The 26406-nt window shown below is 73.5% G+C and carries 23 protein-coding genes and 1 tRNA gene; 7 read left to right on the top strand and 17 right to left on the bottom strand.

Translation table 11 applies throughout. From position 1 onward, the window contains the following. Positions 1 to 81: 81 nt before the first annotated feature. Complete coding sequence (locus ABTW87_RS28945; protein WP_350654469.1) at positions 82 to 1116, bottom strand: AAA family ATPase; 1035 nt, start codon at positions 1114 to 1116, stop codon at positions 82 to 84. Between the two features lie 14 nt (positions 1117 to 1130). Further along, positions 1131 to 1391: a hypothetical protein gene (locus tag ABTW87_RS28940; RefSeq protein ID WP_350654462.1), complete on the bottom strand. Its 261-nt coding sequence runs from the start codon at positions 1389 to 1391 to the stop codon at positions 1131 to 1133. A 419-nt stretch (positions 1392 to 1810) separates the two neighbouring features. Here ABTW87_RS28940 and ABTW87_RS28935 point away from each other — a divergent pair, with 419 nt between their 5' ends. The 3 genes from ABTW87_RS28935 to ABTW87_RS28925 all read left to right on the top strand — a co-directional run bounded on the left by ABTW87_RS28935 (position 1811) and on the right by ABTW87_RS28925 (position 6675). Beyond that, positions 1811 to 2785 (top strand): SDR family oxidoreductase, encoded by a 975-nt coding sequence (locus ABTW87_RS28935; RefSeq protein WP_350654460.1) that lies wholly within the window; start codon positions 1811 to 1813, stop codon positions 2783 to 2785. A gap of 16 nt (positions 2786 to 2801) precedes the next feature. After that, the gene (locus tag ABTW87_RS28930) at positions 2802 to 4991 is read left to right on the top strand and encodes a glycogen debranching N-terminal domain-containing protein (RefSeq protein WP_350654458.1); all 2190 of its coding nucleotides are present in this window, start codon (positions 2802 to 2804) and stop codon (positions 4989 to 4991) included. A gap of 229 nt (positions 4992 to 5220) precedes the next feature. Then, on the top strand, positions 5221 to 6675 hold the full coding sequence (locus ABTW87_RS28925; RefSeq protein WP_350654456.1) for an alkaline phosphatase PhoX: 1455 nt from the start codon (positions 5221 to 5223) through the stop codon (positions 6673 to 6675). Positions 6676 to 6751: 76 nt separating this feature from the next. On the opposite strand, the gene ABTW87_RS28920 is transcribed toward ABTW87_RS28925, so the two are convergent. Further along, positions 6752 to 7039, bottom strand: coding sequence for a DUF2277 domain-containing protein (locus ABTW87_RS28920; protein ID WP_350654454.1), 288 nt, complete (start codon positions 7037 to 7039; stop codon positions 6752 to 6754). 133 nt (positions 7040 to 7172) lie between these two features. Between ABTW87_RS28920 and ABTW87_RS28915 the strand changes: the two genes are divergently transcribed. Genes ABTW87_RS28915 through ABTW87_RS28905 form a run of 3 tightly spaced genes read left to right on the top strand, consistent with a single transcriptional unit; the run spans position 7173 to position 9438 of the window. Then, a complete protein-coding gene (locus ABTW87_RS28915) occupies positions 7173 to 7568 on the top strand; it encodes a GntR family transcriptional regulator (RefSeq protein ID WP_350654452.1) in 396 nt (131 codons plus the stop codon). Continuing rightward, positions 7565 to 8464 (top strand): ABC transporter ATP-binding protein, encoded by a 900-nt coding sequence (locus ABTW87_RS28910; RefSeq protein WP_350654450.1) that lies wholly within the window; start codon positions 7565 to 7567, stop codon positions 8462 to 8464. The genes ABTW87_RS28915 and ABTW87_RS28910 overlap by 4 nt, the downstream gene beginning before the upstream one ends. Then, complete coding sequence (locus ABTW87_RS28905) at positions 8461 to 9438, top strand: ABC-2 membrane transporter-related protein (protein ID WP_350654449.1); 978 nt, start codon at positions 8461 to 8463, stop codon at positions 9436 to 9438. The genes ABTW87_RS28910 and ABTW87_RS28905 overlap by 4 nt, the downstream gene beginning before the upstream one ends. A gap of 93 nt (positions 9439 to 9531) precedes the next feature. Here the strand turns inward: ABTW87_RS28905 and ABTW87_RS28900 are convergent. The 9 genes from ABTW87_RS28900 to ald form a co-directional block, all read right to left on the bottom strand. Further along, positions 9532 to 9605 (bottom strand) — tRNA-Pro (locus tag ABTW87_RS28900). Between the two features lie 137 nt (positions 9606 to 9742). Beyond that, a complete protein-coding gene (gene der / locus ABTW87_RS28895; RefSeq protein ID WP_350654447.1) occupies positions 9743 to 11146 on the bottom strand; it encodes a ribosome biogenesis GTPase Der in 1404 nt (467 codons plus the stop codon). Beyond that, a complete protein-coding gene (cmk, locus tag ABTW87_RS28890; RefSeq protein ID WP_350654445.1) occupies positions 11143 to 11823 on the bottom strand; it encodes a (d)CMP kinase in 681 nt (226 codons plus the stop codon). The genes der and cmk overlap by 4 nt, the downstream gene beginning before the upstream one ends. A gap of 142 nt (positions 11824 to 11965) precedes the next feature. Continuing rightward, positions 11966 to 12736 carry a pseudouridine synthase gene (locus ABTW87_RS28885; protein ID WP_350654443.1) on the bottom strand — a complete coding sequence of 257 codons (771 nt, stop codon included), beginning with the start codon at positions 12734 to 12736 and terminating at the stop codon, positions 11966 to 11968. Continuing rightward, positions 12723 to 13652 (bottom strand): SMC-Scp complex subunit ScpB, encoded by a 930-nt coding sequence (scpB, locus tag ABTW87_RS28880; protein WP_350654441.1) that lies wholly within the window; start codon positions 13650 to 13652, stop codon positions 12723 to 12725. The genes ABTW87_RS28885 and scpB overlap by 14 nt, the downstream gene beginning before the upstream one ends. Then, positions 13649 to 14641, bottom strand: a complete 993-nt coding sequence (locus ABTW87_RS28875) for a segregation and condensation protein A (protein WP_350654439.1) — start codon at positions 14639 to 14641, stop codon at positions 13649 to 13651. The genes scpB and ABTW87_RS28875 overlap by 4 nt, the downstream gene beginning before the upstream one ends. A gap of 41 nt (positions 14642 to 14682) precedes the next feature. After that, complete coding sequence (locus tag ABTW87_RS28870; RefSeq protein ID WP_350654437.1) at positions 14683 to 15606, bottom strand: ParA family protein; 924 nt, start codon at positions 15604 to 15606, stop codon at positions 14683 to 14685. Positions 15607 to 15780: 174 nt separating this feature from the next. Beyond that, positions 15781 to 16788 (bottom strand): site-specific tyrosine recombinase XerD, encoded by a 1008-nt coding sequence (locus tag ABTW87_RS28865; protein WP_502891666.1) that lies wholly within the window; start codon positions 16786 to 16788, stop codon positions 15781 to 15783. Beyond that, positions 16785 to 17900, bottom strand: coding sequence for an alanine dehydrogenase (gene ald, locus ABTW87_RS28860; RefSeq protein WP_350654435.1), 1116 nt, complete (start codon positions 17898 to 17900; stop codon positions 16785 to 16787). The genes ABTW87_RS28865 and ald overlap by 4 nt, the downstream gene beginning before the upstream one ends. 288 nt (positions 17901 to 18188) lie before the next feature. Between ald and ABTW87_RS28855 the strand changes: the two genes are divergently transcribed. After that, entirely contained in the window at positions 18189 to 18446 is a 258-nt protein-coding gene (locus ABTW87_RS28855; protein ID WP_502891665.1) for a TM2 domain-containing protein, read from the top strand. 65 nt (positions 18447 to 18511) lie between these two features. Here ABTW87_RS28855 and ABTW87_RS28850 read toward each other — a convergent pair whose 3' ends face one another. The 5 genes from ABTW87_RS28850 to murJ all read right to left on the bottom strand — a co-directional run bounded on the left by ABTW87_RS28850 (position 18512) and on the right by murJ (position 26405). Continuing rightward, positions 18512 to 19117: an NUDIX domain-containing protein gene (locus ABTW87_RS28850; protein WP_350654432.1), complete on the bottom strand. Its 606-nt coding sequence runs from the start codon at positions 19115 to 19117 to the stop codon at positions 18512 to 18514. 76 nt (positions 19118 to 19193) lie between these two features. Then, the gene (gene pyrG / locus ABTW87_RS28845; protein WP_350654430.1) at positions 19194 to 20942 is read right to left on the bottom strand and encodes a CTP synthase; all 1749 of its coding nucleotides are present in this window, start codon (positions 20940 to 20942) and stop codon (positions 19194 to 19196) included. Between the two features lie 149 nt (positions 20943 to 21091). After that, positions 21092 to 23548 carry a hypothetical protein gene (locus ABTW87_RS28840; RefSeq protein WP_350654429.1) on the bottom strand — a complete coding sequence of 819 codons (2457 nt, stop codon included), beginning with the start codon at positions 23546 to 23548 and terminating at the stop codon, positions 21092 to 21094. Further along, positions 23548 to 24714 carry a glycosyltransferase family 4 protein gene (locus tag ABTW87_RS28835; RefSeq protein ID WP_350654427.1) on the bottom strand — a complete coding sequence of 389 codons (1167 nt, stop codon included), beginning with the start codon at positions 24712 to 24714 and terminating at the stop codon, positions 23548 to 23550. Before ABTW87_RS28835 ends, ABTW87_RS28840 begins: the two co-directional genes overlap by 1 nt. After that, positions 24711 to 26405 carry a murein biosynthesis integral membrane protein MurJ gene (murJ, locus tag ABTW87_RS28830; protein ID WP_350654425.1) on the bottom strand — a complete coding sequence of 565 codons (1695 nt, stop codon included), beginning with the start codon at positions 26403 to 26405 and terminating at the stop codon, positions 24711 to 24713. The genes ABTW87_RS28835 and murJ overlap by 4 nt, the downstream gene beginning before the upstream one ends. Between the last annotated feature and the right edge of the window lies 1 nt (position 26406).

The raw sequence follows: 26406 nt of genomic DNA, 5'->3' as shown, positions 1-26406 counted from the left end.
ACGCGTCAACGTCCTGCACGCCATCCTGCGCACCCGACAGCCCTACCAACTTGATCACGCTCTCGCGGCTTGACTCAGTCATTAGGCTGCGGCCCCCAGGCCGGGCCCTTGCTGGGCCGGGGCGATCTGCGGTTGCGGCACCGCGTCGACCAGCCGTCGGACCAGGGCGGTCGGGTCGACGCCGTCGGCGAGCGCGTCGAAGGACAACACCAGCCGGTGGGTCAGCACGTCCGCCGCCACCTCACGCACGTCGGCGGGAAGCACGTAGTCCCGGCCGCGTAACAGCGCGACGGCCCGGGCGGCGGCCACCAGCCCCAAGGTCGCCCGGGGACTCGCCCCGTACGCGAGCAGCCCGGCCACGTCCGGCAGCCCGAACCGGGCCGGGTCCCGGGTGGCGGCGACCAGCCGGACGACGTACTCGGCCAGGGCGTGGTGCACGAAGACCTGGCGGGCCAGCGTCTGGAGGGCCACCAGCCGTTCGGGGTCGAGCACCCGGCGGGCGGCCGGGCGGTCGGTGCCCATCCGGTAGAGGATGCCCAGTTCCTCCTCGTCGGTCGGGTAGTCCACCACCACCTTCATCAGGAAGCGGTCCCGCTGGGCCTCCGGCAGCTGGTAGACACCCTCGGACTCGATCGGGTTCTGGGTGGCCAGCACCAGGAACGGCGTCGGCACCGGATGGGTCCGGCCGCCGATCGAGAGGTGCCCCTCGGCCATCACCTCCAGCAGCGCCGACTGCACCTTCGCCGGTGCCCGGTTGATCTCGTCGGCGAGCACGAGGTTGGCCATCACCGGGCCGAGTTCGACGTCGAAGGCCTCCCGGGACGACCGGTAGATGCGGGTGCCGAGGATGTCCGACGGCACCAGGTCCGGCGTGAACTGGATCCGGGCGAAGCTGCCGCCGACAGCCGTCGCGAGGGTCTCGGCGGCGAGGGTCTTGGCCACCCCGGGCACCCCCTCCAGCAGGCAGTGCCCCTGCGCCAGCAGCGTGGTGAGCAGCCGCTCGACGAGGCGGTCCTGGCCGACGATGACCCGCTTCAACTCGAACAGCGTCCGCTCCAGCAACCGGGCGGCCTGCGCGTGGTCCGGCCCGACCGTGGCCTCGGTGCCGTTCGTCAGGGTCGGGGGCGCCGTCACAGCGCCTCCCGTGGCGCGGCCGGCGTCCCCGACCCGGCCGGGGCCGGGACGGTCGACGCCGCACCACCCTTGTCCGGGCAGTCCTCGGGCGACCACTGCGGCACGGCGCCGCCGCTGCCGGCCGGCTCACGCTCGGTGACGATCTGCACGACAGCCCTGCGCCCGGCGTCGTCGGTGGCGTACGCGACACCTCCGGCGACGGCCACGCCGACCGCGGCTCCCGACAGGGCGAGCACGGTGATGATGCTGATCCGCATGGTGTCTCCTCTGTCCACGCTCTGCGAAGGGCGGGTGCCCGACGAACGGGGGGCGCCGGGCACCCCGCCGGTACCCATTCAGGCAGAGCGGACCGAAAGACAGCCGAAGAGCGCCGCGCGTGCTCGCCCGCCAGGCCAGCCAGAAGGAACCAGCCGGCGACCGCGACTTCGTCGTTTCAGACCGCGGTCGCCGGGAAGCCGGTCATCAGCCGGATTACCCGGATCGGTCACGTCCGGGTCCAGGCTCGTTGGTGCGAGCACCTCAGGTCCGCGAGGAAGGAGTGAACCGTGGGGTTCGAGTTGTGACCCCGCCGTGGATGCCGGCGTCGTCGGCGGGATGGTGATCAGCGCGGCCCACGCCCTCCTGGCCACCTGAACACAGCCCGAGGTCGAAGGGGAACACACACATGCCTCGTCACATGTCGGAACAGGTCGTGGTCATCACCGGCGCCTCCTCCGGTGTAGGCCGGGAGACTGCGCTGCTACTGGCAGAACGGGGTGCCACGCTGGTTCTGGCCGCGCGCAATGCGGAGGCGCTGAACGGCCTGCGTGACGAGGTGACCCGGCTGGGTGGTACCGCGCACGTGCAGGTGACCGACGTGGCCGAGTGGGACCAGGTACGTGCTCTGGCCGAGGCGGCGGTCACCCGCGCCGGGCGGATCGACACCTGGGTCAACTGCGCCGCCACCGCGATCTACGGTCAGGTCCACGAGTTGACCGCCGAGGAGATCACCCGCGCGATCCAGGTGATCCTGCTCGGTCAGGTCTACGGGATGAAAGCCGCGCTGGGCCGCATGCGGGAGCAGGGCGAGGGCGGAATCGTCAACGTCGCCAGCGCCCTGGCGGTGCAGGCGGTGCCGCTGCAGTCGGCGTACGTGGCGGCCAAGCACGGCGTCCTCGGGTTCGCTGAGTCGCTGCGGATGGAACTGGAACACGAGGGCAGCCCGATCACGGTCAGCACCCTGCTGCCGTCGTCGATCAACACCCCCCTGTTCGAGCACGCCCGCTCCAAGATGGGTGTGCTGCCGCAGCCGGTGCCGCCGATCTATCAGCCACGGGTGGTCGCCGAGGCGGTGCTGCACGCCATCGCCCACCCGCAGTCACAGATGGTCGTCGGCGGCGGAGGCAAGATGCTCGAGATGGTGCACCGGCTGGCCCCGCGCTCGGCCGCCACCGCACTGCTGCGGGTCGGCAAGGTGGTACGCAAACAACGCACCGACCGGACGGACGACAACGTCGACAACCTGTTAACCCCCAGCACCGGACCCGGCGCCGTGGACGGCGCGTTCGGGCGCCGCGCCAAGTCCACAAGCCTCTACACCAGCTGCTGGAGCAACATCCCAACCGGATCCGGGCCCTGCTCGCCGGCGGTGCCCTGGCGGCCGCAGCGGTAGCCCGACGGGCGGGTCGATGACCCGGATGCAGCTGCGCGCCCGGGCAGGGCAGCGCTTCGCGTACCACCATCGGACCATGCTGGTCACCGATCCGTCAGGAATGGTGACGGGCAACGGCGCCGAGGGCTTCTACGTACACAACACCCGCCTGCTGTCCCGGATGGCCTGGAGCGTCGACGGGCAGGCGATCCAGCCGTTCGCGGTCAGCGAGGTCGGTCACGACGCCGTCTTCGCCTACGCCCAGGTACCCGAGCCACCCGGCGAGCACGCCGCGGAGATCTACACCGAGGTCAGCGGCGTCCACCTGGAACTGGCAGCGTTCGTCACCGACGGGCTACGACTGCGCGCCGAGGTCGTCAACCACACCCACTCCACCCGCTCGCTCGCCGTGGGGTTGCAGCTCGCCGCCGACTTCACCGGCACGGCCGAAGCGGACGCGGGCGACCCGCAGCAGCTGGGCGCGACGGCTGTCGAGTGGAGCCAGGCCGAGCGGCTGCTGCGGTTGTGCCTCGACCACCCGACGTTGGACCGCTCTGTCCAGGTCAGGGTGGAGAGCGAGGCGTCCTGCGACTGGGACGGTGATGCCCTACGGATACCGCTGTCGGTACCTGGACGCGGTCGCAGCCGGGTCGAGATCACCGTGACGGGAGTGCTCGACAACCATCAGTACGGGCCAGGCCCGGGCCGGTTCCGCCTCGGGCCCGTAGCCGCCCTGGTCAGCGATCGCCTCGGCGAACGTCCGCCCGAGCTGCGGGCCAGCGACGCCAGCGTGCAGCAGGCGTGGGACACCGCGATCGAGGACCTGGCGAGCCTTCCGCTGGGACTGGTCGAGGGACCGGGAGCACTTGTCGCCGGGGTCCCGCTGTACGACCAGTTCTTCGGCCGCGACACGCTCACCACCGGATGGCAGGCCCTGCTCGCCCTGCGTACCCCCCTGCGCGACGCCCTGCGGGCCAACGCCGCCTTCCAGGGCCGGCGCGTCGACGACTGGCGTGACGAGGAACCCGGCGCGTTGCTCCACCAGATGGGCGACCCACCGGCCTCCGTCCTGGGTGACGACCCCTTCGACTGCTACTACGGCGACTACGCCACGCCCGTCGACTACCTCGTCATGCTCGGGCAGTACTACGGCTGGACCGGCGACCGGAACACCGCCGTCGACCTGCTGCCGGCCGCGCGCCGAGCGCTGACCTGGCTCGACCGCTACGGCGACCTCGACGGCGACGGCCTGCTCGAGTACCGGCAACGCTCCCCGAAAGGGGTGCGCCACCAGGGCTGGAAGGACGCTCCCAACGCCATCGTCGACGCCGGCGGCCGGGAACAGGAGGATCCGCTGGTCACCTGCGAGCTGCAAGGCTACTGGTACGCCGCGCTGCGCCATGTCGCCCCGGTGTTCGCCGCCGCCGGCGACCGGATGTACGCCCGCCGCCTGATCGCCCGCGCCGCCCGCCTGCGGACCCTGATCAACCGCCGGCTGTGGCGCGACCACCTCGACGTGTACGCCCTCGGCATCGCCGCCGACGGGCAGCCGCTCGACGCCGTCTCGAGCAACGCCGGCCACCTGCTGCTCACCGGCGTCCCCACCCCCGAGCAAGGTCGGCGGGTGGCGCGGCGGCTCATGCGGCCCGACATGTTCTCCGGCTGGGGCATCCGCACCCTGTCCATCGAGAACCCCGCCTACCACCCGTTCAGCTACCACCTCGGCAGTGTCTGGCCCGTCGAGCAGGCCAGCATCGCCGCCGGCTTCGCCCGCTACGGCTGCTGGCCCGAACTGCACACCCTCGCCCGCGGCTTCTTCGACCTCGCCGCCATCTTCACCGACAACCGCATCCCGGAAGCCGTCGGCGGGGTGGCCCGCGACGCCGACCACCCACACCCCGGCATCTACCCGCAGGCCAACGCCCCGCAGTCCTGGTCCGCCAGCGCGGTCATCCTCATGATCCAGTCGCTGCTCGGCCTACGCCCGTTCGCCCCCGCCCACCTGCTGCTGATCGACCCGCACCTGCCCGACTGGCTGCCCGAAATGCACCTGCGCCGGCTACCCATCGGCAACAGCGTCGTGGACCTGCACGTGTGGCGGCACCGTGACCGCACCCGCTGGCGCGCCCGGGTACGCCACGGCCGCCTGCTGGTGCTGCGCCGCCCGACGCTGCGCAACCAGGGCGCTCATGCCGCCCAGGCTGTGGAGTGGCTGCTGGCCCGGTGACACCGGGCGAGCGCGGTAAGCAGGAACCCGTCGCCGTCGGCGGGCTTGGACATCCGCGGGCGTGGGGCGGACGCCGCCCGCTCCGCGCCACTGACTGCGCCCACCTCGTGAGTCACCCAACTCTTCACGTCGATGTCGCCGGTACACCCCACGGATGACGTGTCCGGGTAGGCCGACACGGGTTGGTTGCAAGGTGTCGCCCCCCGTCGTCAGTCAGGAGCTGATAGGCGTGCCTTCGTCTCGTCGTACCTTCCTCGCCGGTGGTGCCGCCGCCGGTGTAGGCCTCGCCGTCGCCGGTGGTATCCCCTCCCTGGCACAGGCCCACCCGGGGCGGCCCCGCCCACCGGTGCGGCCGGGTCACGTGCCCTTCCCGCCGCTCGTGGACGATCCCGACGGCATCCTGGCGCTGCCGGCGGGCTTCCGCTACACCATCGTGACCCGGACCGGCGTCACCCGCCTCGACCGGGGCCAGGGCGTGACGCCGGCCGAACACGACGGCATGGCCGTCTACGACACCGGCCGGGGCCGCTACACGCTGATCCAGAACCACGAGTGCGACCCGGGCACCGAGTTCGGCGTACCCCATGTCGAGGGCACCGTCTACGACCCCGGCGCGGTCGACGCAGGTGGCTGCACCGTGATCAGGACCGACCACGCGGGGCGCAACCATGGTGAGTTCGTCGCCCTCTCCGGCACCGTCGCCAACTGCGCCGGCGGGCCCACCCCCTGGGGGACCTGGCTGACCTGCGAGGAAACCGAGGACCGGGCCGGTGACGAGTGGGAGGAGGACGGCCGGTCCGGCGTCTTCCAGAAGGACCACGGCTACGTCTTCGAGGTCTGGGCCGACGGCAGCGCCGACCCGAGGCCGATCAAGTGCCTGGGCCGGTACGCCCACGAGGCCCTGGCCATCGACAAGGAGCGCACGCGGATCTACCTCTCGGAGGACGCCGACGAGCCCAACGGCCTCTTCTACCGCTGGACCGCGCCTCGGGGTGTCCGGCTGGGCCCGGGTGTGCTGACCCGCCTCGCGCCGGACGCCGGCGTCCTCGCCGCGATGCAGATCATCATGGACGACGGCTCCGTGCTACCGGACGTCGCCTACCTCACCTCCGCACAGCTGGGGCGCCCGTTCCCGGTGCGGTGGATCGAGGTGCCCGAGCGCGACGCGCGGACCACGCCCGTTCGCGAGCAGTTCGCCGACGGCCAGGTCACCCGCGGACGCAAGTTCGAGGGTGTGTGGGGCACCGACGAGGGCGTCTACGTCGTCAACTCGTACGCCTGGGAGGAGGCCGACCTACCCGCGGACGCGGCCCCGCACGACGGCATGGTGTGGTTCTACGAATACCGCACCGAGACCATCCAGCTGGTCACGTACTTCCCCCATCAGGCGCAGTCCGAGGAGGGCACGCCGGTCAAGTACTCCGACCTCACCTTCGACGGCCCGGACAACGTCACGGTCACCCCCTGGGGAAGCCTTGTGCTCGCCGAGGACGGCTCGGGCTCCTCCCACGTGCTCAGCGCGACCCCGGGCGGCCCCACGTACGCGATCGCCCGCAACCAGCTCAACGACTCCGAATTCTGCGGCCCGACCTTCACCGCCGACGGCAGGGTGCTCTTCGTCAACATGCAGGATCCCGGCCTGACCCTGGCCATCACCGGCCCCTGGGAGAAGTACCTGGCCTGACGCGCGCCCGGCGAGGGCCGGGCGCGCCGGCCAGCCTGACCGAGCGTCGCCGCCACGACGTGGCCGGAAGGTCGGGTCAGCCCGAGACACTCGGTCGCGGCCCGTACCTTTCGGCCGCGCGCGCCTTGGCCTTGGCCGCCTCCACTTCCCGGTCACGGGGAGGTGCCTTCGTCACGAGGCTGTCCAGCAGGGTCCGGGTGGCCGCCGCGACAGCCCTGACCGCCTCGCCGAACGCCTCCTCGTTGACCGCTGCGGGCCGCGTCGTGCCGCTGACCTTGCGCACGTACTGGAGGGCGGCGGCTTCGATCTCGTCGTCGGTCACGGGCGGTTCGAAGTTGTGGAGCACGCGTATGTTCCTGCACATGCCTCCACCATGCCACGCAGAACCCGCTGGCCAGCAGACGCAGGGCGAAGCCGCGGTCGTGCCGGTGCGTCGGCTCTCTTGACCGCCAACTTGCTGCTTTACTATGGTACTAGCAAAGCAGTAAGGGGCCACCGTGTTCGTCTTCCGGCTCGACACCCACTCCGGCGTGCCGCCGTACCTGCAACTCGTCCAGCAGGTCCGCCAGGCGCTGCTGCTGGGCTTTCTCCAACCCGGTGACCGCCTCCCGCTCATCCGCGAGGTGGTCGAGGACCTGGCGATCAATCCGAACACCGTCGCCAAGGCGTACCGGCAGATGGAGCAGGAGAACCTGGTCACCGGCCGGCCCGGCCAGGGCACGTTCGTCAATGACCAGCAGTCGGCCGCGATGTCGCCATCGACGTACACGTCGCTGCGCCGCGGCCTGACGACCTGGCTGCGCCGCGCCTACGCGGCCGGCCTCGACGAGCAGGCGGTCAACGCGCTTTTCACTTCCGTGCACCAGCAGACGAGGAATGAGGACGTGGCGTGACAGCGACCGAGTTCGCGCTGCGCACCGACGGTGTGGGCAAGCGTTACCGGAAGGGCTGGGCGCTGCGCGACTGCACCCTGGACCTGCCGGCAGGCGGCGTGATCGCCCTGGTCGGGCCGAACGGCGCGGGCAAGACAACGCTGCTGCGCCTGGTCGTCGGGTTGCTGGCACCGAGCACCGGCACGGTTGAGGTACTCGGCCACGACGTCACCGCCAGCACCCCGCAAACTCTGTCCCGGGTCGGGTTCCTGGCCCAGGACCACCCGCTGTACAAGCGCTTCAACGTCGCCGAACTGCTCCGCTTCGGCCGGGCCTGCAACCTGCGGTTCGACCAGAAGCTGGCCGAGCGCCGGCTGGCGAAGCTGGGCGTCCCGCTCGACCGCAGGGCCGGCACGCTCTCCGGCGGGCAGCAGGCCCAGGTCGCGTTGGCCCTGGCCCTGGCGAAGCGGCCGGACCTGCTCGTCCTCGACGAGCCGGTGGCCAGCCTCGACCCGCTGGCCCGACACGAGTTCCTGCAGGTCCTCATGGGCGCGGTGGCCGAAGGCGGGGTGACCGTCCTGTTCTCCTCCCACGTCGTACACGAGCTGGAGCGCGTCTGCGACCACCTGGTCGTGCTCAACCAGGGCCGGGTCACGCTCACCGGCGACATCGACACCCTCCTCGCCGAGCACCGGCTGCTCGTCGGCCCGCGAACGGCCACCGACCTCGACCGGGCCGGCGCCGTCGTGGAGGCCGTCCACAGCGACCGGCACACGACCCTGCTGGTACGCGACGGCGCGATCCCGGCCGCGCCCGGGTGGCAGGCCCAGCCGGTCGCGCTGGAGGACCTGGTGCTGGCGTACCTGCGCCGGCCGTCCGAGCCGAGCGCCGCGGTCCCGTCGGGGGTGCCGGCATGACGTGGTTGATCTGGCGCCAGCACCGGGCCGAGGTCTGCGTCCTGGGTCTGCTTGTCGGCATGTTCGGCGCCGCCCTGCTCGTGCTCGGCACGCAGGCACACGACCTGTTCCCCGGCGGTCCCGCCCGGTGTGCGGGAGCGGCCGGTGTCAACGAGGCCTGCGCAGCCTCCTTCCGCCGGCTCGACGAGGAGTACGGGTACGTCGAGAACCTCCTGGCGGCCTTCTATCTCGTACCCGTCGTCATCGGTGCGTTCCTCGGGGCGCCACTGCTCGCACGCGAACTGGAGGACGGCACCTGGCAGCTCGCCTGGACGCAAGCCGTGCCGCGGATGCGCTGGCTGGCGGCCAAGCTCGCGGCACTTGCCGGCGTCACCGTCACGCTCACCGGGATGTTCACCGCGTTGCTCACCTGGTTCCGTCAGCCGTTCGACGCGTGGGAAGGGCGATTCCAGTACGACGCCTTCGACCTGGAAGGACTTGTTCCGGTGGCGTACGCGCTGTTCGCATTCGGCGTCGCCACCGCCGCCGGAGCGATCCTGCGGCGCAGCCTGCCCGCGTTCGGCGTCGCGTTCGGGGCGTTCCTCGCCGCCCGGATGACGGTGGCGCTGTTGGCCCGTCCCGCGTACGCCACGCCGCTCACCACCATGGAGCCGGTCCCCGTCGGCGGCTCGACGGACCAGGCTGGGCACCGGTCCGTGCCCAGCAACGCTTCCTGGATGATCGAACACGGCTACGCGGACGCCACCGGGCGCAGGCTGCGCTGGACCGAGTACTACGAGCTGGAGGCCGCCGCCAACCAGGCCGGCACCAACCTCAACCAGTTCCTGCACGCGCGGGGCATCCAGCAGTTCAAGATCTACCACCCGGCCGACCGGTTCTGGACGTTCCAGCTCATCGAGGCGGCCCTGTTCGTCGCCGTCGCGGCGGTCCTGATCGGTGTGGTGGTGTGGCGGGTACGCCGCCGTATGATCTAGTGCCCTGACTACAAGGGTTCATAGTCACTCAGACAGTCGCCCAGTTACGACAAGAGGGCACATCCACCGATTGGATGTGCCCTCTGAACTGCGTCGGGACGGCCGGATTTGAACCGACGACCCCTTGACCCCCAGTCAAGTGCGCTACCAAACTGCGCCACGTCCCGATGCTTCCGCGTGGTCTCCCCCGCGACAGCCGGTACAGCTTAGCGCACGATCTTCCGCTCGTCCGCATCCGCCCCGCCGCTGTCGGCCGGCCCACCACCCCTAAAGCGTCCTAGGAGGGTGGGCCGGGAGTGCCCGGTCAGCCGTGCGCCTTGCCGCGACCGCCGGGGCCGAGCTTCTTGCGGGGGCGTACCGAGATCTCGATCGGGCTGCCCTCGAAGCCGAACTCCTCGCGGAGCTTGCGCTCGACGAAGCGCTGGTAGCCCGCGTCCAGCGGGCCCGTCGTGAACAGCACGAACCGGGGCGGGGCCACGCCCGCCTGGGTGGCGAACAGGATCTTCGGCGCCCGGCCGCCGCGCACCGGGTGCGGGGTGGCCTGCACGAGCGCGGTCAGCCACGCGTTGAGCTGCGCGGTCGGCACCCGCGTCTCCCAGCTCGCGAGCGCCTTGCGCAGCGCCGGGGCGAGCTTGTCGACCGCGCGGCCGGTCCGGGCCGACAGGTTCAGCCGGATCGCCCAGGGGATGCGGCGCAGTTCCCGCTCGATCTCCTTGTCGAGGTAGTACCGGCGGTCGCCGTCGACCAGGTCCCACTTGTTGAAGGCGATCACCAGCGCCCGTCCGGCCTCGGTGACCATCGACAGGATCCGCTGGTCCTGTTCGCTGATCACCTCGCCGGCGTCGAGCAGGACCACAGCCACCTCGGCCGCCTCGATGGCCGAGGCGGTGCGCAGGCTCGCGTAGTACTCGGTGCCGCTGGCCTTGCCCACCCGCTTGCGCAGGCCGGCGGTGTCGACCAGCTGCCAGGTCTCACCGCCGATCTCGACCAGGCTGTCCACCGGGTCGACGGTGGTGCCCGCGACCGAGTCGACGACCGCCCGCTCCTCCCCGGAGAAGCGGTTCAGCAGGCTGGACTTGCCGACGTTGGGCCGGCCGACGAGCGCGACCCGGCGGGGGCCGCGCGGCCGGTTCTCGACGATCTTCGGCGCCTCGGGCAGCTTGTCCATGATGGCGTCGAGCAGCTCGCCGGAGCCGCGGCCGTGCAGGGCGGAGACCGGGTACGGCTCGCCGAGGCCGAGCGACCAGAGCGAGGTCGCCTCCATCTCGATCGAGCTGTTGTCGGCCTTGTTCGCCACCAGGATCACCGGTTTGGCGCTGCGGCGCAGCATCTTCACCGCGGCCTCGTCGACGTCGGTGGAGCCCACCATGGCGTCGACCACGAACAGCACCACGTCGGCGGTGGCGATCGCCGTCTCGGCCTGCGCGGCGATGGCGGCGGCCCGATCCTTGGCGTCGGGTTCCCAGCCGCCGGTGTCGACGACGGTGAACTGCCGCCCGTTCCACTGCGCGTCGTACGGGACCCGGTCCCGGGTCACCCCGGGGATGTCCTCGACGACCGCCTGCCGGCGGCCGATCAGGCGGTTCACCAGGGTCGACTTGCCCACGTTGGGGCGACCGACCACGGCCACCACCGGCTGCGGGCCGGTCGGTTCCTCGACGTCGAGGTCCGGCTCCCGCAGCTCCACCCAGCTGTCCGGATCGCTCACGCCACGCCCCGCTCGGTCAGCAGGCCCCGCAGCCGCGCGACGACCTCGTCGATGCCCAGCTCGGTGGTGTCCAGCACGACCGCGTCGGGCGCCTGGGTCAGCGGGTCGGCCTTGCGGGTCGAGTCCAGCCGGTCTCGGCGGGCCAGGTCGGCGGCGGTCACCGCCACGTCGCTGGCGTCCTCCGCGCTACGCCGGGCCGCCCGGGTCGCCTCGGAGGCGGTCAGGTAGACCTTCAGGTCGGCATCGGGCGTGACCACCGAGCCGATGTCACGTCCCTCCACCACGATCCGCCCGGCGGCGGCGATCAGTTCGCGCTGGCGGGCGACGAGCAGCGCACGGACCGCTGGCACGGCCGCCACCGCGGAGACCGCCGCGGTCACCTCGGGCCCGCGGATCTCCACCTCGACGTTCACGCCGTCGGCGGTCACCGCGTACCCCCGGGGGTCGGTGCCGATGCGCAGATCGGTCTCCCCCGCCACCTTCGCCACCGCCGAGGCGTCGGCCAGGTCGACGCCGGAGCGCAGCACCGCCCAGGTGATCGCCCGGTACATCGCCCCGGTGTCCAGATAGCGTGCGCCCAGTCCGGTCGCGAGCCGCCGGGAGACGGTGGACTTACCCGAACCGGACGGCCCGTCCACAGCGACCACGCAGCGCCCGGTCCGTACCTCTTCCTCCACCGTCATCCTCCTCAGTCCGTACCTCACGGGTCGTGCCCGCGAGCGGAAACCACACGTTCTCAATGATGCCCGGGCGCAGCGCGGAGCACGCCCTCCGGGCCGCTGGGCAGCCTACCGGCAGCGGTACCCGCCACCGCCCCGGTCAGTCGCCGACGGCCTTGAACAGCGCGGCGACCTCCGCGTTGGTCAGCCGGCGGGTGCGCCCGGCGCGCAGGTCGCCGAGCCGGATCGGCCCGATCGAGGTACGCACCAGCCGCGACACCGGGTGGCCGACCTCGGCGAGCAGGCGCCGCACGACGTGCTTGCGCCCTTCGTGCAGGGTCACCTCCACCTGGGCGGTCTTGCCCAGAGTGTCCACCACCCGGAAGGAGTCGACCTTCACGGGCCCGTCCTCCAGCTCGACGCCCGACGCGAGGCGCTTGCCCAGCGCTCGCGGGATCGGCCCGGTCACCTGGCACAGGTACGTCTTCGGCACCCCGTACGAGGGATGCATGAGCCGGTGCGCGAGCGTGCCGTCGTTGGTGAGCAGCAGCAGGCCCTCGCTGTCCGCGTCGAGCCGCCCGACGTGGTAGACCCGCTGCTCCACCCGGTTGCCCAGGAAGTCGGCGATCGCGGTACGGCCCTTCTCGTCGGCCATCGTGGAGACCACGCCGCGGGGCTTGTTCATCGCCAGGTAGACCAGCCGGGTGTCGACCTGCAGGCGCTGCCCGTCGACGTGGATGACGTCGTGCGTCGGGTCGGCGCGGTCACCGAGCTGCGCCACCCGGCCGTTCACCGTCACCCGCCGGCGGAAGATCAGGTCCTCGCAGGCCCGCCGGGAGCCGACGCCCGCGGCGGCGAGCACCTTCTGCAGCCGCTCGGGGCCGGTGTAGACGGGCGCGTCGGGCTGCGGGACACGGTCATCGCGAGGCATCGGCAAGGTCTTCCACGTCGTCGGGCAGGAACGGAGCGAGCGGCGGCAGGTCGGCGACGCTGTCCAGCCCGAGCTTCTCCAGGAACAGGATTGTGGTGCGGTAGAGGTGGGCGCCGCTCTCCGTCTCGGTGCCGCACTCCTCCACCAGGCCGCGGGACACCAGCGTACGGATCACGCCGTCGCAGTTGACGCCACGGATGGCGGAGATCCGCGAGCGGGTCACCGGCTGCTTGTAGGCGACCACGGCCAGGGTCTCCAGCGCGGCCTGGGTCAGTCGTACCGACTGCCCGTCCAGCACGAACCGCTCCACGTACCCGGCGTATTCCGGCCGCGTGTAGAGCCGCCAGCCGCCGGCCGCCCGGCGCAGCTCGAACCCGTGCCCACCGGCGGTGTACCCGGCGGCGATCTCGCGCAGCATCGCCCCGATCCGCTCGGCGGGCTGCTCCAGCACGTCGGCGAGGGTCGCCTCGGCGACCGGTTCGTCGACCACCAGCAGGATCGCCTCAAGCGCGCCGCGCAGCTCCGCGTCGTCGAGGACCGGCGGCGGCTCCGGCGGGGCCGTCGCCCGCCGCCGGGGTCGCGGCGCCTTGTCCGGTACGCGGGCAGCCTCCCCATCGCCGGCCGGCTCCCCGTCCTCGCCCGCCGGCGCAACCGTCTCCCCGGCGTCCCCGCTCGGCCGCTGTCCCTCCGCCGCGGGCTCCCGGACGGCGGCCGACGGCTCGGCGGACACCGCGGCGAGCACCTCGGCGGCCGGCGGCTCGGCGGACGATTCGGCCAGCGGCTCGGCGGACGATTCGGCCGGCACCTCGGCGGCCGGCTCGGCCGGCGGCTCGGCGGGTTCGGGACGGCGCTCCCACGGCGGCACCCAGGCGGCCGCCTGGTCGGCCAGGGAGTCCCGGCGCTCGTCGTCGCTCATTCCGCTCGTTCCTCCGTCGAATCCACCGCGTCCGTGACCCCCGCCGGGCCGGACTCCGTCGCGGCAGCCGTCCCCGGCGGGGCGGGCGGCGGCGACGGGGTGCCGGCGTACTCGTCGATGTCCAGCTCGGGGCCGCCGTCGGCGGGGCCGGTCCAGCGTACGGTCAGCTCGTCCAGGGCCTGCTCCTGGACGAACGCGACAAGGCCCTCCCGGTACAGCTCCAGCAGGGCGAGGAAGCGGGCCACCACCTCCAGGGTGGCCTCGCAGTCCGCGCAGAGCCCGGCGAAGGTCGCCGTGCCGGCCCGGCGCAGCCGGTCGCTGATGATCGCCGCGTGCTCGCGCACGCTGACCCGGACCATGTGCACGTGCGCGATCGACACCTCGGGCGCCGGCCTCGGGGTGAACGCCCGCACGGCGAGGTCCCGCAGCCGCTGCGGGCCGATGCCGAGCACCAGGTCGGGCAGGGCCTGCGCGTACCGGGGCTCGAGCGTGACGGCCCGCGGGTGGCGCCGCCCGCCGGTCTCCTCGAGCGCACCGATGTGCGCGGCGGCCTCCTTGTACGCCTTGTACTGCAGGAGCCGGGCGAAGAGCAGGTCCCGCGCCTCCAGCAGGGCCAGGTCCTCCTCGTCCTCGACTTCGGCGGCGGGCAGCAGCCGGGCGGCCTTGAGGTCGAGCAAGGTGGCGGCGATGAGCAGGAACTCGCTTGTCTCGTCCAGGTCCCACTGATCGCCCATGGCCCGGATGTACGCGATGAACTCGTCGGTGACCCGGTGCAACGCCACCTCGGTGACGTCCAGCTTGTGCTTGCTGATCAGCTGCAGCAGCAGGTCGAACGGGCCGGTGAAGTTGGCCAGCCGGACGGTGAAGCCGCTGGCCTCCTCGACCGTGCCGGCGTCGGCGGGCACCACGTTGTCGACCTCGGCGGCCAGCTCGGCGGCGGCCACGGGGTCGCCGGCGCCGTGCGGCGGGTCGAGGGGTGGTGCGGTCACCGGAAAACCCTAGTCCACCGACCGGGCGGGCCGCGTCCGGCCTAGCGCTCCGCCTGCGCGGCGATCACCTCGCGGGCGAGCTGGCGGTAGTTGCGGGCACCGGAGGAGGCCGGGTCCAGCGTGGTGATCGGCGCCCCGGCGACGGTGGACTCCGGGAACTTCACCGTCTTGGTGATGACGGTCTGGTAGACCTTGTCGCCGAACGCCTCCACGACGCGCTGCAGCACCTGCCGGCAGTGGGTGGTGCGACTGTCGTACATGGTGGCGAGGATGCCCTCGAGCTCCAGGTCGAAGTTGAGCCGCTCACGCACCTTGTCGATCGTGTCCAGCAGCAGCGCCACGCCCCGGAGACTGAAGAACTCGCACTCCAGCGGGATGAGCACCCCGTGGGCGACGGTCAGCGCGTTGATCGCCAGCAGGCCCAGCGAGGGCTGGCAGTCGATCAGGATGAAGTCGTACTCCTTGCGGATCGACTTGAGCACCCGCGCCAGGGCCATCTCCCGGGCGACCTCGTTTACCAACTGGATCTCGGCCGCGGAGAGGTCGATGTTGGCCGGGAGCAGGTGCAGCCCTGCCACGTCGGTCTTGATGAGCACGTCGTCGCAGGTGACGTCGTCCTGCATGAGCAGGTTGTAGACCGACAGGTCGAGGTTGTGCGGGTTGACGCCCAGGCCGACCGAGAGAGCGCCCTGCGGGTCGAAGTCGACGAGCAGCACCTTGCGGCCGTACTCGGCCAGCGCGGCGCCCAGGTTGATGGTCGTGGTGGTCTTGCCGACGCCGCCCTTCTGGTTGGCCATCGCGATGATGCGGGCCGGGCCGTGCCGATCGGTCGGCATGGGTTCGGGGATCGGCTTGCGCATCGTGTACGCCGCCGGGTCGGCGGGGCCCAGATCCGCTCCGAGCGTGGCCTGCTGCTCGCGGAGCTCAGACGTCCAGGTCTCGGCACGGTCACCGTTTCCTGCCATGTCCTCGTTGCCCCCTCCCGACGACCACCCGGCGTCGGAGCCGACCGACGTCCCTTCGCGGCGCCGCCGCGCATCCTGGTCCGCGTCGCCCCACCAGGTCCGCGCCGAACCCGACTGTACGCCACCGACGAGCAGGCCGTTCGGCACCGGTCCGGCGTGTCGGCGGCCGGTCGCTCAGCCCCGCGCGCGGGGGTGGGCGGTGGCGTAGATCTCGCGCAGCCGCTCCACGGTGACGAGCGTGTAGACCTGCGTGGTCGTGACCGACGCGTGGCCGAGCAGTTCCTGGACCACGCGTACGTCGGCGCCGCCGTCGAGCAGGTGGGTGGCGTACGAGTGGCGCAGCGTGTGCGGGGAGACCGCACCGGGGCCGTCGACCGGCAGCCCGGCCCGCTGGGCGGCGCGGCGCAGGATCGTCCAGGCGCCCTGCCGGGACAACGCACCCCCGCGGGCGTTGAGGAACACCGCCGGGGTGCCCCGGCCACCGGCGGCCAGTCCCGGCCGGGCCCGGACCAGGTACGCGCGCACCGCCGCCACGGCGTACCCGCCGATCGGGACGAGCCGGGTGCGCCCGCCCTTGCCGCGCAGCAGCACCGCGCCCTCGTCGGTGTCCAGGTCATCGACGGCGGCGCCGACCGCCTCGGAGATGCGCGCGCCGGTGCCGTACAGGAACTCCAGCAGCGCCCGGTCGCGCAGCGCGAGCGGCGCGCCGTCGCCGGTGGCGGTGACCGGCCCGGCGGTCTCCAGGAGCCGCACCACGTCGTGCACCGGCAGGGCGCGCGGCAGCCGGCGCGGCGGCGCGGGCGGCCGCACGTCCCGGCTCGGGTCCGCGCCGGTGAGGCCCTCGCGCAGCGCGAACCGGTGCAGGCCGCGCACCGCGCTGGCCGCCCGCGCGGCGGACGCCGCCGCGAGTGGCGGATGTTCGTCGTCGCCCGCGCGCAGCCGGGCGAGGTGCCGCTCGACCTGGCCCGGCCCGACCGCCGCCAGGTCGCTGACCCCGGCCGCGGCGAGCGTGCCCAGGTAGCGCTCCAGGTCGCGGCGGTACGAGGCGAGCGTGTTCGTGGACAGTCCGCGCTCGACGGTGAGGTGGTCGAGGTAGCCGCGGACGGCGCGGCGCAGGGCCGGCGCGGGCCCGGTGCCCGCACCGTCCCCGCGCGCCGCGGTGGTCCGGATGCCGCCGGTCAGGCCAGCACCTCGGTCAGGGGCAGGGTGGCCATGCCGTGCGCCTCGGCGACCGGGCCGTAGACGACCTGCCCGTCGTGGGTGTTCAGGCCCAGGGCGAGGGCGGGGTCGCGGCGCAGCGCGTCCCGCCAGCCGTGGTTGGCCAACTCCAGCGCGTACGGCAGGGTGACGTTGGTCAGCGCGTACGTGCTGGTGTGCGGCACGGCGCCGGGCATGTTCGCCACGCAGTAGAAGATGGAACCGTGGACCTGGTAGGTCGGCTCGGCGTGCGTGGTGGGGCGCGAGTCCTCGAAGCAGCCGCCCTGGTCGATGGAGATGTCGACAAGCACGCTGCCCGGCTTCATCCGGGAGACCAGCTCGTTGGAGATCAAGGTGGGCGCCTTGGCGCCGGGCACCAGCACCGCGCCGATGACCAGGTCCGCGTCCAGCACGGCCCGCTCGATCTCGTACGCGTTGGAGGCGACCGTCTGCAGGTGCCCCCGGTAGATGGCGTCGGCCTGGCGCAGCCGGGCGACGTTCTTGTCCAGCAGCAGCACCTCGGCCTGCAGACCGAGCGCGATGGCGGCGGCGTTCATGCCGGAGACGCCGGCACCGATCACCACGGTCTTCGCCGCGTACACGCCGGAGACGCCGCCCATCAGGACGCCGCGCCCGCCGCCCTGGGCCTGCAGGTGGTACGCGCCGACCTGCGGGGCGAGCCGGCCGGCCACTTCGGACATCGGGGCGAGCAGGGGCAGCGACCGGTCGGGCAGCTCGACCGTCTCGTACGCGATGCCGGTGACCCGGCGGTCGACCAGCGCGTCGGTGCACTCCTTGGAGGCGGCCAGGTGCAGGTAGGTGAAGAGCACCTGCCCCGCGCGCATCCGGTGGTGCTCCTCGGCGACCGGCTCCTTGACCTTGAGCACCAGCTCGGCGGTGTCCCACACCTCGTCCGCCGTGGCGAGGATCTTCGCGCCGGCGGCGGCGAAGTCGTCGTCGCCGATGCTGGACCCGACGCCGGCACCCGACTCGACGAAGACCTGGTGGCCGGAGCGGACGAACTCGTTGACGCCCGCCGGCGTGATCGCCACACGGTACTCGTGGTTCTTGACCTCGCGTGGGATTCCGACCTTCACGATGGAATCACCCTCCTCCGGGGCGGCGCGCCCCGACTGCTCGGCGCCACGGCGGCCCCATTGCCGCCGCGGTCCACCGGTCCCGCCGGCGCAGTCTAGGCGCGCCGTCGCCGGCGGAGGGCCAGCACAGTGACATGCGGTGGCCGCTCCCGCTGACGATGTGTCAGGCGTCGGCCTGACCGGCGGTCTGAGACCGCCTCAGCCGTCAGGACAGTATTGCCCATTATCGTCCCACCGGGCGCGTCGCGCCGGGGACAGGAGGCTTGTGGATCACTATTGTGTCGCCCCATGACCACTCCTCCTTACCAGCCCGGGTACCCGACGGGCGTTTCCGACAAGAGCAAGATCGTCGCGGGTATTCTGCAGATCCTGCTCGGTGGCTTCGGCGTCGGCCGCTTCTACATGGGCGACACCAAGACCGGCGTGATCCAGCTGGTCGTCACCCTGGTGACGTGCGGCCTGGGCAGCATCTGGGGCCTCATCGACGGCATCCTGATCCTGGTCAACGGCGGCGTCGACGGGCAGGGCCGGCCGCTGCGCGACTGACCCCACGCCGACACCACGAAGGGCCGCGCGGTACGCACCGCGCGGCCCTTCGCGTACGCCGGCGCTCAGCGCGGCAGCGGCGCGTCCGCCCGGCGCAGCGCCGACCAGCCGACGTCACGCGCGCGGGCGGCGGCGAGCAGCCCGGCCACCGCCGAGGCGTTGGTGATCTCGCCGCCCAGCACCATGCCGACCGCCTCGTCCAGGTCGACCCGCACGACCTGCAGGTCGGCCTCCTCCTCGCTGCGGTCATGCCGCTCCTCGGCCGGCACGTCGGCAAGCTCGCGGGCCAGGAAGACGCGGACCAGCTCGTTGCTGAACCCGGGCGAGCTGTGCAGGTCGACGAGCACGTCGAGCCGGCCCGCGGTGAGATCGGCCTCCTCGGCCAGCTCCCGGCCGGCGGTGACGGCCGGGTCCTCGCCGCTGACGTCCAGCAGCCCGGCCGGCAGCTCCCACAGGTGCCGGCCGACCGGGTGCCGGTACTGCCGGATCAGCACGACCTGGCCGGCGTCGTCGAGGGCCACCACGGCCACCGCGCCGACGTGCCGGACATGGTCGCGCACGGCGGTGCCGCCGCCGGGCATGGTCACCTCGTCGCTGACCACCTCGAAGATCCGCCCCCGGTAGCGCTCGGTACGCGACCGCACCTCGTACCGGTGCTCCACCGCGCTCACGACGCCACCCCGCTTCGCGCGGCGGCGGCGCGAGGCGCGGCGCTGCCGTGCCGAACGGCTCGCTCGCAAAGCTCGCTCACGACGCCGACGCCGCCTTCGCCGCGGCCGTGCCGCCGTTGCGGGCGGCCCTGCTCGCCGCCGACGCCCCGTCCAGGTCGACCGGGAGCTGGTCGGCCTCCGAGTAGGCGATGGCCGCCTTCACGAACGACGCGAACAGCGGGTGCGGCCGGGTCGGGCGGCTCTTCAGCTCCGGATGCGCCTGGGTGGCCACGAAGAACGGGTGCAGCTCCCGGTCCAGCTCCACGAACTCGACAAGCCGGCCGTCCGGCGAAGTGCCGGAGATACTCAGGCCCGCCTTGGTCAGCGCGTCGCGGTAGGCGTTGTTCACCTCGTACCGGTGCCGGTGCCGCTCGCTGACCTCGGTGCTGCCGTACGCCTCGGCGACGATCGAACCCTCGGTGAGCGCCGCCGCGTACGCCCCCAGCCGCATGGTGCCGCCGAGGTCGCCCTTGCCGGCGACGATGTCCTCCTGGTCGGCCATGGTGGCGATGACCGGGTGCGCGGCGTCCTCGTCGAACTCCAGCGAGTTGGCGCCGTCGAGCCCGGCGAGGTGACGCGCCACGTCGATGGTCATGCACTGCAGGCCGAGGCAGAGCCCGAGCAGCGGGATGCCGTTCTCGCGGGCGTACCGGGCGGTGCCGATCTTCCCCTCGATGCCCCGCACACCGAAGCCGCCCGGAATCACGACACCGTCGACGCCGGCCAGGGCTGCCGCGGCGCCGGCCGGGGTGACGCAGTCGTCGCTGGGCACCCAGCGCAGCTGCACCCGGGCCCGGTGGCCGAAGCCGGCGGCCCGGATCGCCTCGCTGACCGACAGGTACGCGTCCGGCAGGTCCACGTACTTGCCGACGAGGGCGACGGTGATGGTGTGCCGGGGCTGGTGCACCCGCTCCAGCAGGTCGTCCCAGCTCGTCCAGTCCACGTCCCGGAACGACAGGCCCAGCCGGCGCACCACGTACGCGTCGAGGCCCTCGCGGTGCAGCACCTTCGGGATGTCGTAGATGCTCGGCGCGTCCGGGGCGGCGCTGACCGCCTCCAGGTCCACGTCGCAGTACAGCGACAGCTTCTGCTTGACCTTGTCCGGGATCTCCCGGTCGCAGCGCAGCACCAGCGCGTCCGGCTGGATACCGATGCTGCGCAGCTGCGCGACCGAGTGCTGGGTCGGCTTGGTCTTCAGCTCGCCCGACGGCGCCAGGTACGGCACCAGCGACACGTGCAGGTAGAAGCAGTTGTCCCGGCCGAGGTCGTGGCGGATCTGCCGGATCGCCTCGAGGAACGGCAGCGACTCGATGTCGCCGACGGTGCCGCCGACCTCGGTGATGACCACGTCGGGGACCTGGCCGTCGGCGTCCGGGTCGGCCATGCCGAGGATGCGTGCCTTGATCTCGTTTGTGATGTGCGGAATGACCTGGACGGTGTCGCCCAGGTACTCGCCGCGCCGCTCCTTGGCGATCACGGCCGAGTAGATCTGCCCGGTGGTGACGTTCGCCTTCCCGGACAGGTCCCGGTCGAGGAACCGCTCGTAGTGGCCGACGTCCAGGTCGGTCTCGGCGCCGTCGTCGGTGACGAAGACCTCGCCGTGCTGGAACGGGTTCATCGTCCCGGGGTCGACGTTGAGGTAGGGGTCGAGCTTCTGCATGACCACGCGCAGGCCGCGCGCGGTGAGGAGGTTGCCGAGGCTGGAGGCGGTGAGGCCCTTACCCAGCGAGGAGGCCACGCCCCCGGTGACGAAGATGTGCCTGGTCGTCCGTGCTGAAGGGGCCAAGGCCTGCTCCCGTGTCGTCCGTCGCGGTCGTGCAGACCGCCGTGCCGATCAGCTGAGTGATCACGCGATCCACGGGATTCCACGGTAACACCTCGACGGCCTCCGGCACCCGGCGCACCCGTCCGCGACCGCCGGGTGTCGCGTGCGGTTCAGCCGGTCGTGACCTCGCTCGATTCCCGGGCCGCCGGGATCCGGCCGGCGTCCGGGCCGACGGCGGCCGGATCGCCGGGCCGCCGGTCGCCGGTCCCGCCGCCCGCGCCGTCGCCGCCCGCAGACCCGCCGTCGTCCGGACCCGCGCCGCTTGCGCTGTCGCCGTCCGTGCCGGCGCGGTGCCCGGCCCCGGCCCCGGCACGGGCGCCGGCCGTGCCGTCGGGACCCGGACCGGCCGCCCGCGGACCGGGCGGTCCGCCGCCCCCGGCGGGGCCGCCCCCGCCGGGGCCACCACCCCGGCCGCCGCCGAAGCCGGCCGAACCGGAACCGCCGGCGGGACCCCCGTCGCCGCCCGCCTCGGGCCGGGTGCGGTCGGTGGAGTGGTCCAGCACCCGCAGCGCCGACAGCGCCGCCATCGGCACCACAAGCGCCGCGGCGGCACCGGCGACGTCCAGCGCCGACCCGTTCAGCAGCCCGCCGGTGACCGCCGCCACGGCGGTGCCGGCCATCGCCGCCCGCACCGCCGGGTAGATGCCGAACAGCCGCATCAGGCCACCCCACGGTTGCAGCAGGGCGAACCAGACCAGCAGCGCCCCGGCCAGGGCGAGCAGCGTCAGCGGGCTGCCGACCAGCGTCTCCAGGTTCGCCGACCCGGACCGGTGGACGGTGAGGCCGCCGGTGCCGTCGCCGACCGCGGCCAGGAACCGCCCGAGGCTGCTCCGCTCGGCGAACGGACGGTTCAGGTCGACCACGGCGAACCCGATCGTCACCGCCAGGCCGGCCATCGTCGCCCACGCCAGCCGGCTGAGCGTCAGCCAGCCGCCGGCGCTGATCGCCGCGGCCACGCTCACCCCGGCGGTCAGGGCGATCGCGCCGATCGTGTCGGCCCCGAGGTACGGGCTGCCGACCACGACGACGGCCACCCCGCCGACCGCCACCATCACCATCGGGCGCCAGGACCGGCGCACCCGCTGCGCCAGCCAGCCCGCCGTCAGCAGAGCCCCGGCCAGGAACACCCCGAGCCCGACGGTGCCGAGGCCGGCGTACCGGCCGCCCTCCAGCGCCGAGTAGCCCACCACGGCGTTGAGCTGCAGGCGCGCGCCGGTCAGCACATCCGCGCCGACGGTGAGCGTGGCCAGGCCCGCGACCGCGCCCAGCGGGCCCAGGGTGCCGCCGTACCCGGGCAGGAAGCGCACCAGCACCGTCGCCGCCGCCACCAGCGACACCGTGGCGGCGGCGAACCACACCCCGGCGTGATCACCGCGCCACCACGGCACCACGTCGGCCAGCAGCGCGGCCGGCACGGCGAGCGCGGCGGCGACGAGCAGCAACTCCACCACCGCCACGACCCGCCGCGACACCGGCTCCGGGCCGTACGGGCCGGCGTGCCGGCGGGCCCGGCGCAGCAGCGGCAGCACGGCCACCCCGAGCAGCACCTGGGCGACGGCGAGCAGGCCGAAGTACCAGCCCGCGACGCGGCGCTGGGCGCCGGCCTCGCGGTCGGCGTCCGCCGGGCCCGCGATCGCGGCGGCCAGGTCGGCGGGGCGGCCCTCGACCGGCTCGGCGGGCCGGCCGAGGAACGGCCGCTCGGGCAGCGGCCGGCCCAGCGCGGTCAGCGCGGTCGGCGCGAGGTCGACCAGTTGCAGGTACCCCTCCCGTGCGGTGCTCGGCGAGGTCAGCCAGCCGCGCTCCCAGCCGGGGCCGTCGGCGACGGCCACGTGCAGCCGGGACGGCTCCTCGGTGTCGGACACACCGGCGAGCAGCACCAGGGAGCGGGGCGGACGGGCGGCGAGCACCCGGGCCAGCCGGGCGTCCGCGGCGTGCGCCGCGGCGGCGCGTACCGCCGGGTCCTCCCCGGCGACGGTCCCCAGGTCGACGATGCTGAGCACGCACGAGCGCAGCAGCTCCGCAGGGTCCTCCGGCAGCTCCGGCGCGTACCGGTCGACCCGGCCGAACGGTCGCGCGGCGGCCACCGCGGCGCCCGGACCGACCGCGACCGAGCAGCGAACCGACTCCGCCAGCGACCCGGGGACGGCGCCCCAGGGCAGCCGCTCCTGGTTGTACAGGACGGCGCTCTCCTGGTCGGGCAGGTTCGCCCCGATCCCGTCCGGGCGCTCCACCGCCACGTCCACCGGCGGGCAGGTCCCGGTCGAGCGGTTGTCGGGCCACGCGGCGAAGCTGCCCGCCCCGAGGGTCAGCCAGCCGTCCACCGGGCAGGTCGGCCGGTGGGCGGAGCGGACCGACAACGAGCCGATGGAGCCGTCCCGCGCCATCCGCCACAGCGTAGGAGTGGTCTGCGGGTCGACGTCCGCCCAGCGCAGCCCCGCCACCCCGACCAGGACCACGTAGTCGGCGGTCCGCTCCGGGGTGCGGTTCGCCGGCCTGGCCGCCAGCGCCACGACGCCGAGCGCCACGACGAGCAGGGTCAGCAGGACGGGAGTGAGTCGGCGCAGCATCACCGGTGTCCCGTCGACGAGGCGCCGGCGTCCGGTGCGGTCGGGCCGGCGGTGCCCGGCGCCAGCTCGGCGTAGAGCGCGGTGAGCTGGGCGAGGGTGTCCGCGTCGGTGGGCCAGGTCGCCGCCCGTTCCGCACCCCGCCGGCCCAGCTCGGCCCGGCCGGCCGCGTCGTCGAGCAGGCCGCGGACAGCCTCGTCGATTCCGTCGACGTCGCCGGGCGACACCAGCACGGCGGCGTCCCCCACCAGCTCCGGCAGGCCGCCGACCGCGGTCGCCACCAGCGGTACGCCGGCCCGCATCGCCTCCTGCGCGAACAGCTGCCGAGCCTCCCAGTCGCTGGTCACCAGCGCGAGGTCGGCCCCGGCGAGCAGGTCCGCCACGTCGGTGCGGTGCCCCAGCAGGGTCACCGGCGCCCGCGCGGCCGAGATCCGGGCGGCCAGCTGCAGGTACGCCGGGCCGCTCCCGGCGATCACCACGACCGGTGCCGGAGTCCGCGTCCGCCAGCGGGCGGCGGCGTCGACGAGCACGTCGTACCGCTTCTGCGGGTGCAGCCGGCCGACCGAGACGATCAGGGGTTGGTCGCGGCCGACGCCGAACTCGGCGCGGACCGCCTCGCGGCGGCGGCGCGGCGCGGGCAGCGGGGGCGCCGCGACCGGGGCGAGCCGGGCGTCCGGCGCGCCCAGCGCGGCGGCCCGCTCGACCAGGTCGGCGGAGGCGCCGAGGGTGACCCGGGCGCCCCGGGCGACGACCCGCTCGACCAGGCGCGACACGCTGCCCCGCAGGCCGCCCGCGAGTACGGCGTTGTGCCAGGTGACGACGACCGGGACGGCCGGCCGGGTGAGGACGGCCACCAGCCCGGCCCGCAGCCCGTGAGCGTGCAGGACCTCGACCGGCTCGGCGGCCAGGGCCCGGCGCAGCGCGGTCACCGCGCGGGCATCGGCGGGGGTCGGGCTGGCCGGGATCTCCACGGCCCGGAAGCGGGCGCCGGCACCGGTGAAGTCGAACTGCTCATCGGTGGCGGCGGGGCCGCAGACCAGCACGGAGGCACCCGCGCCGGCGAGCCCGGCGGCCAGCGAGCGAACGTGCTGCCCGACGCCGCCGGTGCTGGAGGCGAGCAGCAGGGCGACCGTGCCGCGCCAACCGGCCCGCGAGGTCGGTTCCGTCACCGGGACACCGTCTCCTTCCCGTCGCCCCGCTCCGGGGGGACCCCGTCGTCGTGCGACCCGCCGGTCGGGGCGGTGGCCCGCCGGCGGGCTCCCCCGAGGCGCCGCAGCACCCCGGCGAGCAGCGGTCGTACGTCCGGCCGGTCCAGCGCCCACACCACGGCGAGGAACACGGCACCGACCAGGACACCGGACAGCATGCCCTGTAGAAGCGCCGTGGGTGCGCCCGGGGTGCCGTCGCCCGCGCTCGCCAGCGCGCGGGACACCGCCCAGCCGGCGAGCGCGGCGAGGGCACCGCCGAGCAGCCCGGCCGCCCCGGCGCGGGTGAGTCCCGCGAGCGCGGCGGCGCCCGCCGCCCGCCGGACGGCGCCGACCAGCAGCGCCCCGAGCACCAGCATCCCCACCGAGTTGGCAAGCGTGACCGCCGGCACCCGCTCGGCCACCGGGAACGCCTGCGCGAGCAGCACCGCCACCACCGGCACCACCAGCCAGCCCAGGCTGACCGCGACGGTGGCCGGCCGCGTGGCGCCGTGGGCGTAGAGGGCCCGGGAGAGCACCGCGAACAGCCCGTAGCCCACCAGCCCGGGGGCGAAGCCGACGATCGCCGCCGCGGTGACCTGCGGATTCAGCGGGAAGAAGTGGCCGACCGGCAGTGCGGTGCCGATCAACGCGGCCGCTCCCAGGCAGCTGAACAGCAGGACCCCGCGGGTGGTGCCGGCGACGGTACGCCGGTACCCCTGCTCGTCGCCGCCCGCCGCGGCGGCCGCCAGGGTGGGGTACGCGGCGGTGGCCAGTGGCACCGCGAGGACGGCCCACGGCAGCAGATAGATGGTCTGGGCGAGGTTGAACACCTGCGGCGAGCCGGTCGGGCCGCCGGACACCCGGTTCAGCATCACCGCCAGCGCGATCTGCTGGGTGGTGACCGTCACCGCTCCGGCGACGGCGAGACCGCCGACCCGGGCCCGGGCGTCGGCGGGGAACGCGAAGCCGGGCCGTACGCGCAGCCGGAGTCGACGCAGCGGGATGAGCAGCGACAGCGACAGCACCACCACACCGAGGGTGGTGCCGGCGGAGAGGATCAGCTCACCGCCGATGTCGACCTGCGCGACGCTCGCCGCGCGCCCCTCGGCCGCGCCGAACGTCAGGTAGACCCCGATCACCGTGACGCTGGACAGCAGCGGCGCGATGACCGGCCACGCGAACCGGCGGTGTGCCTGCAGCACGCCGGTCAGCACGATGCCGACGCCGTAGAGCGGCAGTTGCGGCGCGAACACCCGCAACATCCGCGCTCCGGCCGCCAGTTCCGCCGCCGAGCGCCCCTCGCTGAGCAGCGCGACGATCGGTCCGGCGAGCAGCGCCACCAGCACCGCCAGCGGCACCAGCAGCACGACGGTCCAGGTGAGCAGGGCGCCGGTGGTGGCGTTCACCGCCCGCCGGTCGCCGGCGGCCACCGCTCCCGCCAGCAACGGCACGACCAGGCTCGCCAGCGCGCCACCGGCGACGACCTCGAAGATGATGTTGGGGGCGGTGTTCGCGATCACGTACATGCCGCCCAGGTCGCTCTCCTGCACGACCCAGGTGAAGACCGCGGTGCGGCCGAAGCCGGCGAGCCGGCTGACGACGGTGAGGACGGCGATCAGCGCGGCCGCCCCGGCGACACGGCCGGCGCCGGCGAGGGGTGCCGGTGTCGTCACG

Origin of the sequence: Micromonospora sp. NPDC126480 (genome assembly GCF_040302465.1) — a bacterium.
GTDB lineage: Bacteria > Actinomycetota > Actinomycetes > Mycobacteriales > Micromonosporaceae > Micromonospora.
Note: the sequence above shows the minus strand (reverse complement) of the source record. Positions and strands in the feature narration are given on the sequence as shown.

Coding starts and splice junctions, on each gene's coding strand:
- ABTW87_RS28885 (WP_350654443.1), bottom strand. CDS start 12,736: ATGCCTCGCGATGACCGTGTCCCGCAGCCCGACGCGCCCGTCTACACC.
- ABTW87_RS28930 (WP_350654458.1), top strand. CDS start 2,802: ATGACCCGGATGCAGCTGCGCGCCCGGGCAGGGCAGCGCTTCGCGTAC.
- scpB (WP_350654441.1), bottom strand. CDS start 13,652: ATGAGCGACGACGAGCGCCGGGACTCCCTGGCCGACCAGGCGGCCGCC.
- ABTW87_RS28870 (WP_350654437.1), bottom strand. CDS start 15,606: ATGGCAGGAAACGGTGACCGTGCCGAGACCTGGACGTCTGAGCTCCGC.
- ABTW87_RS28920 (WP_350654454.1), bottom strand. CDS start 7,039: ATGTGCAGGAACATACGCGTGCTCCACAACTTCGAACCGCCCGTGACC.
- ABTW87_RS28935 (WP_350654460.1), top strand. CDS start 1,811: ATGTCGGAACAGGTCGTGGTCATCACCGGCGCCTCCTCCGGTGTAGGC.
- ABTW87_RS28840 (WP_350654429.1), bottom strand. CDS start 23,548: ATGCTGCGCCGACTCACTCCCGTCCTGCTGACCCTGCTCGTCGTGGCG.
- ABTW87_RS28905 (WP_350654449.1), top strand. CDS start 8,461: ATGACGTGGTTGATCTGGCGCCAGCACCGGGCCGAGGTCTGCGTCCTG.
- ABTW87_RS28855 (WP_502891665.1), top strand. CDS start 18,189: ATGACCACTCCTCCTTACCAGCCCGGGTACCCGACGGGCGTTTCCGAC.
- ABTW87_RS28940 (WP_350654462.1), bottom strand. CDS start 1,391: ATGCGGATCAGCATCATCACCGTGCTCGCCCTGTCGGGAGCCGCGGTC.